General features: G+C 41.3%; 10 protein-coding genes. 6 read left to right on the top strand and 4 right to left on the bottom strand.

All coding sequences use genetic code 11. The annotated features are described in order from the left end of the window. Positions 1 to 125 precede the first annotated feature (125 nt). Positions 126 to 2,039: a PKD domain-containing protein gene (locus C900_RS01380; protein WP_009577749.1), complete on the top strand. Its 1,914-nt coding sequence runs from the start codon at positions 126 to 128 to the stop codon at positions 2,037 to 2,039. A gap of 102 nt (positions 2,040 to 2,141) precedes the next feature. Continuing rightward, positions 2,142 to 2,831, top strand: coding sequence for a hypothetical protein (locus tag C900_RS01375; protein ID WP_040495179.1), 690 nt, complete (start codon positions 2,142 to 2,144; stop codon positions 2,829 to 2,831). A gap of 54 nt (positions 2,832 to 2,885) precedes the next feature. Here the strand turns inward: C900_RS01375 and C900_RS01370 are convergent, their stop codons facing one another. Then, positions 2,886 to 3,827 carry an OmpA family protein gene (locus tag C900_RS01370; protein ID WP_009577747.1) on the bottom strand — a complete coding sequence of 314 codons (942 nt, stop codon included), beginning with the start codon at positions 3,825 to 3,827 and terminating at the stop codon, positions 2,886 to 2,888. Positions 3,828 to 3,941: 114 nt separating this feature from the next. Between C900_RS01370 and C900_RS01365 the strand changes: the two genes are divergently transcribed. Next, positions 3,942 to 4,799 (top strand): SDR family oxidoreductase, encoded by an 858-nt coding sequence (locus tag C900_RS01365; protein ID WP_009577746.1) that lies wholly within the window; start codon positions 3,942 to 3,944, stop codon positions 4,797 to 4,799. Positions 4,800 to 4,962: 163 nt separating this feature from the next. Here the strand turns inward: C900_RS01365 and C900_RS01360 are convergent, their stop codons facing one another. After that, positions 4,963 to 5,955: a lipid A deacylase LpxR family protein gene (locus C900_RS01360; RefSeq protein WP_009577745.1), complete on the bottom strand. Its 993-nt coding sequence runs from the start codon at positions 5,953 to 5,955 to the stop codon at positions 4,963 to 4,965. Between the two features lie 53 nt (positions 5,956 to 6,008). Here C900_RS01360 and C900_RS01355 point away from each other — a divergent pair, with 53 nt between their 5' ends. The 3 genes from C900_RS01355 to bioA are packed head-to-tail and all read left to right on the top strand — an operon-like array spanning position 6,009 to position 9,002. Beyond that, positions 6,009 to 7,133: an aminotransferase class I/II-fold pyridoxal phosphate-dependent enzyme gene (locus C900_RS01355; RefSeq protein ID WP_009577744.1), complete on the top strand. Its 1,125-nt coding sequence runs from the start codon at positions 6,009 to 6,011 to the stop codon at positions 7,131 to 7,133. Next, a complete protein-coding gene (gene bioD / locus C900_RS01350) occupies positions 7,130 to 7,753 on the top strand; it encodes a dethiobiotin synthase (RefSeq protein WP_009577743.1) in 624 nt (207 codons plus the stop codon). The genes C900_RS01355 and bioD overlap by 4 nt, the downstream gene beginning before the upstream one ends. Next, positions 7,731 to 9,002 carry an adenosylmethionine--8-amino-7-oxononanoate transaminase gene (bioA, locus tag C900_RS01345; protein ID WP_009577742.1) on the top strand — a complete coding sequence of 424 codons (1,272 nt, stop codon included), beginning with the start codon at positions 7,731 to 7,733 and terminating at the stop codon, positions 9,000 to 9,002. Before bioD ends, bioA begins: the two co-directional genes overlap by 23 nt. Here the strand turns inward: bioA and C900_RS01340 are convergent, their stop codons facing one another. Further along, entirely contained in the window at positions 9,003 to 10,634 is a 1,632-nt protein-coding gene (locus C900_RS01340) for a mechanosensitive ion channel family protein (protein WP_040495177.1), read from the bottom strand. A gap of 7 nt (positions 10,635 to 10,641) precedes the next feature. Next, on the bottom strand, positions 10,642 to 13,371 hold the full coding sequence (locus C900_RS01335; protein WP_009577740.1) for a DUF3352 domain-containing protein: 2,730 nt from the start codon (positions 13,369 to 13,371) through the stop codon (positions 10,642 to 10,644). Between the last annotated feature and the right edge of the window lie 577 nt (positions 13,372 to 13,948).

Genomic DNA, 13,948 nt, shown 5'->3' with positions numbered 1-13,948 from the left:
TTCGACCAAAAACTTACCTGACTTTAGCATAATCACCATCCACCAAACCAACTAAGATTATGCGTTGTATTTTTACTCTGACCCTCTGCCTCTTTTGGAGCTTTTTCTGCTATGCCCAGAACAACATGACTATTGAAACCTCACCAGGAGGTACCGAATACCTGGTATTTACCCCTACCGGGTACGATGCCGGTGATGCAAGCACAACCTATCCCTTAATAGTTTACCTCCATGGCGCACAAGCTATAGGCCATCAAATAAACTGCTCATTTGGTAAAGGACTCCCCGGTGCTATTAATAATAACAGTAATACTTTCTTTGATACCCTAAAAATGTTTGTTGTTGCTCCTCATGTTAGACTTGGCTCAAAATGCAGCGATTTGGCTAACAATGATTATGAATGGGATCCTGCCATGGTCAATGAGGTAGTGGATCATTTTATTGGTGAATATAATATCGATACCGGCCGGATCTTCGGAAGTGGTATCAGTCTGGGCGCCAAAGGCATTTGGGACTATGCTTTGGCTTATCCCGATAAACTGATCGGCCTGGCTCCGTTCAGCGGTAATGCACCCATTGAGAATATCTGTACACTGGATGGTGTAGCTGTTTGGGCATTTCACGGTGAAGCAGACGGCACCATCCCCCCTACAGGTGGAGCCGATCGTAAAGGTGGCCAAACAGTAGTAGAAACTATCAACAATTGTCCAAATGCACCATACCTGCCCGCATACATCACATTGTTTGATGCGAAGGGCCATAATGGATGGGATCAGGTTTATGACTTAAGCGCAGGTTACAACCTTTATGAATGGTTATTGTCGTTAAAGAAAGATATTTCAAGCAATTACAGGCCTTTGGTCAACATAGGACCGGATATAACCATAGTTGATCCCGGCCACTCTATTAAAATTAATAGCTTTGCCTATGACCCGAACGGCAGTATCAACTTGTACAACTGGGAACAGTTGGCCGGGCCAAGCGTATCATTTCAAGATGGTAGTGATCATTTAATATTGAATCTAAGCCCATCCGGGTCTGTCTACAAGTTCATGCTTAAAGTAACGGATAATGAAGGCCTTACAAATAGCGATACGGTAGGGGTTACTGTCAACAGCAGTACCACGGGACCCGCAGTAACAGAACTACGGCTTTACGATGGAAAAAACAATAAAGACCTGGGCCCCATCAGCAATAATCAGACAATTAGCCTCAGTGGCCATGACCCATCACTATTGAATATTATTGCTACAGTGGAAAACCTTAATACCCGGGCAAGTGTGCGTTTTGGACTTAATGAAAACCGAAATTTCATTTCACTCAATGACAATAATATTAACAGCAACTATTCCATAGGAAACAACAACCATAAATCATTTGTACCATCAGAAGGTGAGTATACTATAAAAGCAACAGCCTATGGGGACAGAAATACTTTGGCCCCAGGGTCTTCATATATGGTTACATTTACTTTCACAGAGGAGCCGTTGCCTATCAAACTTCTGGGATTTGAGGCAAAAGCTACAGAAGAGGGAGTAGAACTGCGTTGGACCACTACGGAGGAAGTAAATAATAGCCATTTCGAGATCTATCAGGGTATAGGGAATGCCCGGGAGCTACGGGAGGTAGCCAGCATACCCAAAGCCAACCTGCAAAAAAATGTTAACCACTATAGTCATATTATCAACGGAGCACCGTGTGGTACGCTTTACTACCAGTTAAAAAGCTTTGACTATGACGGGCATGTTGACCAGTCGGAAGTAATAAGTATTACCAGAACCGAAGGCAACTGCACGGCCAAAGTTTATCCTAATCCTGTTATCAAAAACGAATTTAAATTTGAGACAATGGATTCGGGAAAAATACACCTGCGACTGATCAATACTTTTGGACAAACTATCATTGAACGAATTATTTCAGAACATGATAATGGCCGGGCAAATATTAACACGTCAGGCCTTAGGCAAGGAGTATATTTCTTACAGATCACCCGTAATAGTAGTACCGAAACTAAAAAAATATTAGTTCAGGGGAACTAATATACACCATCATAACATATTGAATATAAGATACTTACACAAAAATTTTCTTCATTGGCATCAATATTGATAATGGTCTGGTATAACCAAACACTAAGTGCCATGAAAAAGATGATACTATTTTTACTACTCTCAACCGGAGTTTCTTTGCAGGGCAAGGCGCAGCACTTTATTGCATCATTCGGAGTTGAGCATAGCTGGGATATTCCCACGCATATATCCAATGTTGTATATGACCACTACTATGGCTATGAATGGGTACACGCTTCAAGAGCGTATCATAGTGGTGGATTATTTTTTGATGTAGTACTACAACGTGGCGATATGTTTGTAGAATTGACCATACGAAAGGACGGGTACATCACCAGGAATTTTGTCAGGGACTACTATCCGCTTCACGATCATGTTTGCAGCAGCCATTGCGGATATCATGCAACATACTACAGAACCCACTACAAAAGCTGCCACAGCAGCCATCATCATGGGCATAATCATGTAGCTTATGTGTACAGGCCATATGGTTATCATCACACCCATAGTACACACTATGTCTATAAATCAAACGGACAGGGCCATAAACATGGGCATGGCACCGGACATAATAATAAGGGTGGTCACGGCCATAAACACAATAAGCCTCAAAACCATAGCAGACCTGATGATGACGGGTACAGAGAAAGACGTGACCGATACCACAACTCCAGGGAAAGTCATTATAATGGTGACCATAAGGGACGTGAAAAAGGAAAGTCTGAACAAGGACGTGCGGTGTATGTGAAAAGGGGTCGTTAATAAATAAGGGGCCGCAACAGGGCGGCCCCTTATTTATTTTATAGCTAACAAGTCTTAGTTCGTCTCAAGGATCTTAAACAACTCATCAAGATCAGGCGTAATAATGATTTCCGTTCTCCTGTTCTTTTGTTTACCCCCAGCGCTATCGTTGGTGGCTACCGGGGCGAACTCCCCTCGTCCTGCAGCCGTGATCTGCTCAGGTCCAACGCCCGATTCAGTTAAGATACGAATAATTGAGGTGGCCCTTAGCACACTTAAATCCCAGTTGTCTTTCATATAAGTTGAAGTTCTGGATATGGGCACATTGTCTGTATGACCTTCTACCATTACATGTATATCCTTTTGCCCTTTAAGCGCTTTTGCCAGTTGCTGAAGTGCAGTTACTCCTTTGGAATCAACCACCGTACTACCCGACTTGAATAGTAGTTGTTCAGCAAGAGATACATATACTTTTCCGTTTTTAACTTCCACGGTCAAATCATTCTCCTTAAAGCTCAAGAGGGCATTAGTAATTCTGTTTTTCAGTTCCTGCACGGCCTTCTCCTTATTTTCAAGGATAGTCTCCAGTTCCTTTACTTTTTTCTCTCTTTCAGAAAGATCAGCACTCAAACTTTCGTTCAAACGTTTTGTTTGTTCCAAATTTTCTTTCAGTGCAAGCAAGTGTTCCTGTTGCTCTGCTAAATCCCGGGTAAGCTTTCCACTATTATTAAGCAAATTATTATAATAGGCTTCAAGCTGCTTGTGCTCCTTTGTCAATTCAGCCATCTCAAGTTCATTATTTCTGATCCGGCGTCCGAGGCGGGAGGTATCAGATTTAAGCTGGTCTACCAGGCTTGACAGGCGGCCCACATTTGCTGTTGCAGACTCAAGGCTGTCTTTGCACATAGCCAGATCAGACTCAAGTTGTATTTTTTCAGACATTAGATCATCATACTTCTTTTGGGTAACACAAGCTGTAGCAAACAAAAGTATGGTAAGGCCAATAAGGGTTCTCATGTTGTTCTCTGATTAAATTGAATAGTAAAACTCTACGGAATCAATTATATTTCAAATCTATTTATAATTTTTTAGTTATCCCTATCTTTAAATTTCGATCAAAAAATATATGCTATGGAAGGAATGCTCAAGGAAAACAGTTTAAAAGGTAAAACCATTATAGTAACGGGTGGCGGCACAGGTTTGGGCCGGTCTATGGGAAAGTATTTCCTGGAGCTGGGGGCTAATTTGGTTATTTCAAGCCGCAAAATGGATGTGCTTGAAAAGGCCGCAAAAGAATTAGAACAGGAAACAGGAGGAAAAGTACTGCCTGTTGCCTGTGATATCCGTAAGTATGAAGAAATTGAACAAGTGATCAGAAAGACTGAAGAACGATTCGGGCAAATACATGGCGTACTCAATAATGCCGCGGGAAACTTTATCAGCCCAACGGAAAGACTTTCTCACCGCGCATTTGATATAGTTGTAGATATTGTTTTAAGAGGGACCTATAATTTCACGTTGGCTATGGGCAAAAACTGGATCAATAATAAGCAAGGTGGCACTTTCCTGAACATTGTCACCACCTATGCATGGACCGGCTCCGGTTATGTAGTTCCATCTGCCTGTGCAAAAGCAGGTGTTTTAGCCATGACGCGCTCTCTCGCCTCAGAGTGGGCAAAGTATGGCATACGCTCCAATGCCATCGCTCCCGGCCCCTTCCCAACGGAAGGAGCATGGAAAAGGTTGTTCCCCGGCGAAGTAGCTGAAAAGATCGATCCCTTGAAAAGAATTCCGCTGGGGCGCTTTGGTGAGCATCAGGAGCTGGCTAATCTCGCAGCCTATCTCATGTCGGATTATTCCGCGTATGTCAATGGGGAGGTTGTAACCATAGATGGTGGTGAATGGATAAAGGGCGGAGGAGAGTTCAACAGTCTGGACGAAGTACCTCAGGAAATATGGGACCAATTGGAAAAAATGAGGAACAGGTAATTTAACGCGGGTTCGATGTAATTCCAAAGCACAAAAACTCCCTTTTAACCATTCTCAGGTACGAAGAATCTTACTCAGCAATGAAATGGCAGTAGTTTTTCTGGTGCGATCCTTCCTTTGTTAGAGTGCTATTAAGGGCGCATTTACATCATACCCGCGTAATTTAGAACCTGAAAGATAAATTCAAGCTAAGAAACCTATGAACCCTTCCACCTACCACCTCAGGGCTTATCCGGTGAACGGTAAAGTAAAAAGTAGTGTAATAATTGCTAAGCATAATACCCCATTGTCGTGTAATCACAAATTCTTCCAAATGTTCCGTGTGGGGGCTGTCATCGCTAAGAAGGCTACCTTGAATGAATATATTGCTTAGCACTTGATGCGCTGTAACACCGTAGAAAAAGAATACCTCATCTATTTCATCTTTCACAGGATTATATTTCGGCCTTTTGAAAGATACCCTACTCTCACTAAATCCCGAATTGTTCAATGTATTAAAATCACCTAATCGCAGGGTCGCCCCCTGTGAAAGCTTGTTTTGTCCGTTACCAAATTTAACCCCCGAATCAGTAATAATATCCACTCCTTTTATCAATCCCCAACTCCTTAGCCTGTTATATGTAAGATTTATAACCAACTCATTTTCAATTTCGTGCTCCCAGCCCTTTGGCTGCATGATACCTAACTTATCATGCCACCACTCCTGAAACTGACCTATTCCGGAGACTTCGCCAACAAGGCCCACCTCTATCTGATACTTGTTCGTATTATTAAAGTTTGGAAAGTTTTGAACCCGCAACGCTACGTAATGCCAACCTGCATATGGCCGGTCAAAATCTTCAACATCCTTTTCTGAAATTTTTCGAGGAGTAAACATTTTATGGCCATAGTCATAATGAGTTATAAGCTTTGAGCTATCGGATTTTTTGCTGCAAAAAAACTTATAGAAATCACTTTCCGGTTTGATCAATCGGCTGTAAGTAATGTTCACGCCAGAGGTATAGTACCGGTCTGTCATAAAGATCAGATCATTGTCATACCTAAACAATAGTTCGCGATCCATGCGATGACTTTTAAAAGACACCTGACCAAAAACTGACGGCAGTTCAATTACAAAAAAGAAAAGAACCAAGATTCCGTAGAGAACCCTATTCATACCACTATAGACAATTTATTACTTAACTTAGCTTATAAATATAACATTTTCAAATGAATTTTAAAGATCGTCTTTCAAAACAACTTGAATCACGAAAAGAAAACCAGTCATTACGACACCTTACAGTCAAGCCGGGACTGATCGATTTCACATCCAATGATTACCTTGGGTTCGCCCGCTCTAAAGCCCTGAAAAATTTGATAGACGATAAGGTGAAGGAACTGAATACCAACGGAGCAACAGGTTCCAGGTTACTATCTGGTAACTCGGCATACACTGAAAAAGTTGAGCATTATCTGGCTCAGATCTTTAAATCCCAAAATTCGCTCATCTTTAACTCCGGGTATTCGGCCAATCTTGCAGTACTGTCCAGCCTCCCTCAACGCGGTGATACCATCTTGTATGATGAGCTATCACATGCTTCCATTAAGGATGGTGCAAGACTCAGCCTGGCAAACAGGTACAGTTTCAGACACAATGATCTGGATGACCTGGAATCAAAACTAAAAACCGCTACAGGAAATGCTTTCATAGCCGTGGAATCCATTTATTCCATGGATGGAGACGCTTGCCCTCTCGAAGATCTAGTGACGCTCTCTGAAAAATATCAAGCCCAGGTGATTCTGGATGAGGCGCATTCAACGGGCGTAATTGGCCCGCAGGGTAGCGGGCTATCGTGTGAGCTGCATTTGCAAGATAAGATCAGCATCCGCGTTTATACATTTGGCAAAGCAATGGGGATTCATGGTGCAGCAGTCGCTTGTGACCAATTACTTCGCGACTACCTGGTCAACTTTGCAAGGCCATTTATCTATACAACTGCATTGAGTCCTCATAGTATTACCTCCATCGAAATGGCATTTACCTACCTATCCTCACACATTCACCTTCAGGATCAAGCCAAAGATCGGGTTAAATATTTTAATACACAGTTTACCCAATATCTTGCCAGCCGGTTTACACGTACTTCACTGGATCATCCCATACAAACTATTGTAATTCCCGGCAATGATCAGGCAAAAGGCATAGCGAACTACCTTCAAAATAAGGGGTATGATATCAGGGCCATTTTGTCTCCTACTGTTAAAAAGGGGGAAGAAAGATTACGGATTTGCCTGCATATCTATAACTCTGACGATGATATTTCAGGATTGATTCATAGTTTAGCAGTCCTATGAATTATTTCATAAGTGCTATTGGTACAGACAGTGGAAAAACGATAGCTTCGGCCATACTTGTCGAAGCTTTACAAGCAGATTATTGGAAACCCATTCAGGCAGGCAGACCTACCGACAGTGATACAATCCGCCAGTTGGTATCTGAGCACCTTGTAATACATCCTGAAAGGCATCTACTGGAGACCCCAGCCTCTCCTCATGCCGCGGCTGCTGTAGAAGAAAAAAAGATTCAGGTAAGTGACTTTAACCTTCCTCATACATCAAATTCCCTGGTGATAGAAGGAGCTGGTGGTTTAATGGTGCCGATTAACAATGACGAACTTATCGTTGACATGATACCTCGTTTCAATGCAGAACTGATACTGGTGTCGAATATTTATTTGGGAAGCATAAACCATACCCTACTTTCCCTGGAGGTAATTAAATCAAGGGGTTACCCCCTGAAAGGGATCATTTTCAATGGCATTTCAACACCATCTACCGAAAGCATCATATTGAAATACGCTCAGGTACCATGCCTGCTTCATATTAAACCTGAAGGGCAAATAGATCCTGTGGTGATAAAGAAATATGCTAACGAATTTAACTATAACTGGAATGAACTGGCTCGAAAAGGATAAAGAATTAATATGGCACCCTTTCACTTCACTGCTCGGTGGAGCGGCCCCCATATTCATAGAAAGCGCCAAAGGTCCGTACCTTTATACTTCTGACGGCAGAGCTATACTTGATGCCGTCTCATCATGGTGGGTCAATATTCACGGACACAGCCATCCGTACATAGCAGCGGCTATTGCAGAACAAGCCGGGCAACTGGAGCATGTGATCTTTGCTGGTTTCACTCATCAGCCAGCTATCAGGCTTGCGGAGAATTTAATGAAGATATTGCCCCCCAATCAAAAGAAAGTTTTCTTTTCTGACAATGGCAGCACATCTGTAGAAGTAGCCCTAAAAATGGCTTTTCAATACTGGTACAACCAGGGCATAGATAAAAAGAAGACTATAGCGCTCAATGGCGCGTACCATGGAGATACATTTGGTGCTATGTCTGTTGGTGAAAGAAGCCCTTTTTCCAGCCCGTTCAACCCTTACCTGTTCGATGTTGAGTTCATAGATTTTCCCACCGGAGAAAATGACAGTGAGGTATTGGATCAGTTCAAGTCCCTTGTAAGTTATGGACAGGTGGGTGCTTTCATATTTGAGCCATTGTTACAAGGAGCCGGAGGAATGCGGGTGTACAGTAAAGACATACTGGATTCAATGATCAGCTTTGCTCAGGATAATGACGTGATTTGCATAGCAGATGAAGTCATGACCGGGTTTGGCAGAACAGGCAAGCTATTCGCAACTGACCACCTCGAAAATAACCCGGATATCATGTGCCTGTCTAAAGGGCTGACAGGAGGAACAATGGCTCTGGGAATTACTTCCTGCTCACAAAAAATTGTATCAGCGTATGAATCTGAAGATACACTGAAAACATTCTTCCACGGTCACTCATTTACCGCTAATCCTATAGCATGCGCAACTGCTAATGCAAGTTTTGAATTGTTGATGAAGGCCGAATGCCAGGAAGCCATTAAAAGGATCTCCGACCAGCAGAAGAAAGCCGCAAGCAGGTTTAATAGTTTCAAAACGGTCAAAAAGACCCGAAACCTGGGCACCTTGCTAGCTGTAGAATTGAATACTGGAGATGGCACCTCATATTTTAACGAGGTGAGAAAAAGAATATATCCCTACTTCCTTGAAAAGGACATTCTCTTAAGACCACTTGGTAATGTCATCTACGTGCTACCTCCCTTTGTTATTCAGAATAATGAACTCGAAAAAGTGTACTCATCAATAGAGCAGTTTTTAAAAGAATTATGACTACTGAGTATCAGGAGGTTTGTTGCTGTTAAGATAGTCTTCGAGCTTTTTCTTCAAATCGGGAGTACTTTTAATATACTGTGGCGAGTTGCCCTTCTTTTCCGGGAAAGTCTCCACATGTAGCGTCTGGGTAGGAAAGGCAAAATTAACACCAAGAGCTTCTGCTAATCGAACTATCTGAAGTAATATTTCATGTCTGGCTCTTAATTCCTCAGACCATGTAGGCACCTGAAAGAATATATAGAACAGAACATTTAGAGAAGAGTCAGCCATATCATTAAAATGGATCTCGTAGTAATCCTTTCTGGTATGGGAGTGCTTCTTTACGATTTCCTTAAGCCCGTCAACGAACACCTCGATCAGATCCGGCGGTGTATCATAGGTAAGCGCTATATTAGTCATAAAACGTCTGTATACCCTTAACCCATGGTTATCTATCATCTGATTGGTGATCACTCCATTAGGGATGTACATCAGTGAATTTCTAAAAGTCCGTATTCTTGTTGATCTGAAACCCACTTCTTCAACAGTACCGTCAACATTGCCTGAAGTAATCCAATCTCCCACCTGAAAAGGGCGGTCAACGAATATCATCAGTGATCCAAAGAAGTTTTTTATAGTATCCTGAGCGGCCAAAGCAAAGGCCAGTCCTCCGATAGACAGTCCTGCAATAAGGCCAGTGATATCAAATTCCAGGTTATCCAGGATGAACAAGCCACCAACAACCACTACAAAGGTTTTCAATACCTTTCTCAGTAAAGGAACAAGTTGATCGTCAAGCGTACTCTCGGTTTTGTCAGCCAGTTTGCTCAGGTAAATACTAACTATATCCACCAGTCTGTAGAAAAATACGATGGCAAAAACAGGCCAAATAGCTCGAAGTGCAAGTATTACGTATTCACTCATGGTGATCGGGAGTTGTAGCACCGGCACCAGAAGTATTAATAAAGGAAATATGACTAAAAAGCTTATCGGCTTGGCAACAGGCACCACTACTTCATCGGCCAATTTCTTATAACCCAACCTCAGCAATACCTGAATAATGACCTTTTCAATAAGGAATGTAAACAGCTTATGGAGCAGAAAAGACATAACAATCAGAAACAGAATGCCTATTAACTGCCATGCATACAAACCCAGGATTTTAGTGCTACCAAGCGAGGGGAGCAGATCAAGAAGTTTGTTCGTTCCAAAAGGGTAAACTTCACTATGCCATTTTGGAATGCTATTTATAGTCTTGCCAGAATAATACCAGCGCTTACCGACTCTTTCCAGGTATAGATCCGGATATTTCTTGGTAAGATAATACCTATATTTATTAGTTACTGAGTCCTTATATTCTGTTGTTCGGGGAATCTCATCAAGATCAATATAAATACCTCGGCCATCTAAAATCTGTTTTAATTGTATGGCCAAGTTCTCAGCTTTTTCGCCTTCAGCATATTCCGGGTGCAGCGCTTTTGCAGCAATCCCCGGGTGATAACTATCATCCTGAAGATACTTCAGATGCGTAAAAACCGTGTGATACGGGGTAACAAGGCTATACTCAAGCGTATCTTTTATATTTTTTTGTGCAAGCAACTGCACGGAAACGCAAAAGCACAAGATTATACATAAAACAATTCTCATCATTAGATTATTAAAAACTTAAAACTTTAAAGGTATCAGCAGACACCACATACACCTGATATTTTCCTGTAGAATCAAAGTACATCAATGCAATTTCCTGCTCACTGTCAATTGGACGCGAGCTGATCAGTTTTCCCGCCCCATCATAAATGTAGGTGAAATCCTGAGCTTTATCGGTAATAGCATATATCTTATGATCAGATCCAAGATCGTAGTATTGCACGTACAACTGCCCGGAACTCAGGTAGTCTTTGGAAATAATCTCTTTATGGTCTGGAGATAGCAATACCAACCGGGACATATCTTGTCTGGCAATAATATAGGTCTTATCCAAAGCATCTGGGATGAGTTCAAACCTGGTTTCTTTAGTTGGTTTGTATAGCTGTTCCGTACTGACAATAGTGCCACTAAGGTTAAACCTGATCAAACGTCCTTCTCTTGATAAAAGTGTGAAGATAGTTTTATCGAAGTCAGAACCAATATTTACAAAAGGCTTTGTATTTATACGGGCATCCACGTTTAAAGGGAACCCTGGCATCATTTCCCCTCTTCTATTCATAACATTGACTACTCCATCCTGCTGAATAGCTACTATACAGTCCTTCCCCCTTACCCGAATGTGGAAAGGTTTGGAAGCCAACTTTCCAGTCAATTCCCGGGGTGACCACCCCTCGAGACTAATCCCTTCCTTGTTAAATAAATATAGATTACCACGTTCATCCCCAAGCAAGAACCTGTAGCGTTTGCTCTTATCATAATCTACTACCGATGCGTATTTAATATTTACATTCTCCAACCTTACCGGGTATCCATCTATATAATTGCCTAATCGGTCAATGATGTGTAAAGCAGATTTGGTAGCGAAGAAATATTGCAACTTACCATTTTTGTAGTAATCGACCTGCTCTATATCTGATACAATAGCTTGTCCTAATGAATCTCTCCATAATACATTACCATCCACTCCAATTAATACAAAGTTGTAGGCAGAGTCTTGCACCGCTACTTCCAAACCATTATTGGTATGGTTTTTCACCACATACGGTTTGGTAATTATCTTATTACTTAGCTCGGTGCTTTTCAGCGCATCGTAAACCTTTTTCTCCTTAGGCTGTGGCTGATCTTCGTGCTGCAGTGCTATGCTTGTATAAAAATTTTCATCCAACCGGCTAAATTGCACAGATCCAAGGCCAAAGCTCTTCAAAGACTGTTCGTTTTCATTTGAGAACTGTTGCCAACGAGAGTCTGCCTGCGAGGTGAGTTCCATCCAGACCCTTCGGGTATTGAAAATCAATGATATATTTGACTCTTCAAGTGTACTTTCCAAAAAATTATTGTAAGAGACCGAACGCCCCCAGGTATTTTCGCCTTCTAAATCTTCAACTAACGTTTTCAGGGTTTGCATACTTGTAGCCATAACTATATAGTCACCCATCAAAGTGAAGTAGCATTCATCATATCCATCAAATTGGGGACCGAAAGCATTTTTAGGAAAATCTTTAGCCTTTAGCTCTCTGATCTCATACTCGGCAAAATTTTCAACATACACTGAATCGCCATGAGCCTGTGCTAATGATTCGGAAAAAGTATTTAGCTGATTCAGAGCCTCCGTAACATCGGAGCAGTGTACCAAAGTTATTCTTTCATTTTCTGAGAAGTTAAGCGGCTCTAATTGCACCAGGCTGACACTTGTCCCTATCCAATCATATATCTTTGAAAAATCCAGATTATACTCCTGTTCAAAATCACGCCTGGCTGTAAGAAACTGAGGAGAATATTTTCCCCAGTATTTTTTTAGTTCATTATGCCAGATCTCAGGATCGGTAAAAGCAAGCTGATAGAGCCAGGATGCTCTGTTGGGAATATAATATTTAACATCAGCTTTAACCGGTTTTTGAGCATTGAAAGTACTAAGAAAATCTATATTGCTGCTAAAGGTGGTAAAACCATTTAACAGTAATTTATCCTCAGAAAGATCCATATCGAGGAATAATGACCTTCCAAGGTTTTGTACGTTTCTCGCAGACTTTCTTTTATCTGCCCTGAGGAATGTACTTAACCAGAGAGAGGTGCTTTCCATATTGATATACAGATTGCCGTCATCATTACTTAACTTCGGCAAATCGAATAGCTCGTAGTTACTTTGTTTAAAGCTACCTTTATAGTCATTCTTTACTAATCTTACCACATCCTCAACCAGAAATGAAGTAAAGCTTCCTACTAAAACATTGTTGTTAATAAAGTACGTAAAGGACCTCGCTGATGAAGTAAGCTCAGATATTTTGAAGTCCTGGTAAATGCGCTCAGCATAGGTTACTTCTTTTTTACTCTTAAAATGTTCGAGCAAATCAGTAGCTACATTCTGAGCCGATGGATTATTGAGATCGATAAAAAAAGTAAAATCGAAGTTGTTCTTGCCTGTTACATGTAAAGATATAAGGCTGTTCTTGCCGAGCAATCCGGCCACACCCCGAGCTCTACTGCTAATACTATCGATGCCTTCGATATTTTTATCAATATTTGAAAAGGCTTCGATCCGTTGTAACGAATTCCATAGCCTGGAAGCCTTTAACTGCTGCCATGATTCAATGGTATGACCAGATTCGAAAACTATAACCGCATTGCCCGGCACATTGTCCCACAACGTACTAACCTCATACTTATACCATTTATCATAGGCCAGATACCCTGCCGTTAAAAAGACTACGACAATCGTTATTACTATCGCTATTTTTTTCACTCACTATTCATTTTACACAAAGTAATATAAAATGATTTAATTATTCGAAAAGAAGTCTAATTAAGGCCCCATAAAAACGAATTAGTATTGAGATATGAGATGTGAGATGACTTACTAAGACGCTATTCACAACTTAGGAAATCCAATGACATATTTTCATTAAACACTGATAGCCAGATGATTACACAGCATTATTCGGTTTGAAACTTTTGCATCTATTTTGACTTTTCCTAGCAACATGTCTATATGTCTTACTTTACTTATTCCCGAAACCTTGATAGCCATCGGGATAGGGCTTAACTTCTCTGTTCGGAATGAGAAAGGGTGGGTCCGACAGGTTTATAAAAGCCGCGGAGCACAGCTTTTTAAAACTAAAAAAACAAAAAAACCTGCCCTATTTCAGTACAGGGTGATAATAAAATCTGGAAACGATACTGACGCTAAACGGTCAGCATCCTCGACCTGAAATGTTTTGCATAAAAAAAGGAATGCTGAATTAACAACATCCCGTTTGATAAAATCTGGAAACGATACTGACGCTTACGGTCAGCACCGTGACAGGCCAAAGGCCTCCTCA

Source organism: Fulvivirga imtechensis AK7 (genome assembly GCF_000331535.1).
GTDB lineage: Bacteria > Bacteroidota > Bacteroidia > Cytophagales > Cyclobacteriaceae > Fulvivirga > Fulvivirga imtechensis.
The sequence above is the reverse complement of the archived record's forward strand: the minus strand, read 5'-3'. Positions and strand labels throughout refer to the sequence as shown.

Excerpts from the sequence above, each read along its gene's own strand:
- C900_RS01355 (WP_009577744.1), top strand. The coding sequence starts at position 6,009 with ATGAATTTTAAAGATCGTCTTTCAAAACAACTTGAATCACGAAAAGAA.
- C900_RS01365 (WP_009577746.1), top strand. The coding sequence starts at position 3,942 with ATGGAAGGAATGCTCAAGGAAAACAGTTTAAAAGGTAAAACCATTATA.
- C900_RS01375 (WP_040495179.1), top strand. The coding sequence starts at position 2,142 with ATGAAAAAGATGATACTATTTTTACTACTCTCAACCGGAGTTTCTTTG.
- C900_RS01380 (WP_009577749.1), top strand. The coding sequence starts at position 126 with ATGACTATTGAAACCTCACCAGGAGGTACCGAATACCTGGTATTTACC.
- bioA (WP_009577742.1), top strand. The coding sequence starts at position 7,731 with ATGAACTGGCTCGAAAAGGATAAAGAATTAATATGGCACCCTTTCACT.
- C900_RS01370 (WP_009577747.1), bottom strand. The coding sequence starts at position 3,827 with ATGAGAACCCTTATTGGCCTTACCATACTTTTGTTTGCTACAGCTTGT.
- bioD (WP_009577743.1), top strand. The coding sequence starts at position 7,130 with ATGAATTATTTCATAAGTGCTATTGGTACAGACAGTGGAAAAACGATA.
- C900_RS01340 (WP_040495177.1), bottom strand. The coding sequence starts at position 10,634 with ATGATGAGAATTGTTTTATGTATAATCTTGTGCTTTTGCGTTTCCGTG.
- C900_RS01360 (WP_009577745.1), bottom strand. The coding sequence starts at position 5,955 with ATGAATAGGGTTCTCTACGGAATCTTGGTTCTTTTCTTTTTTGTAATT.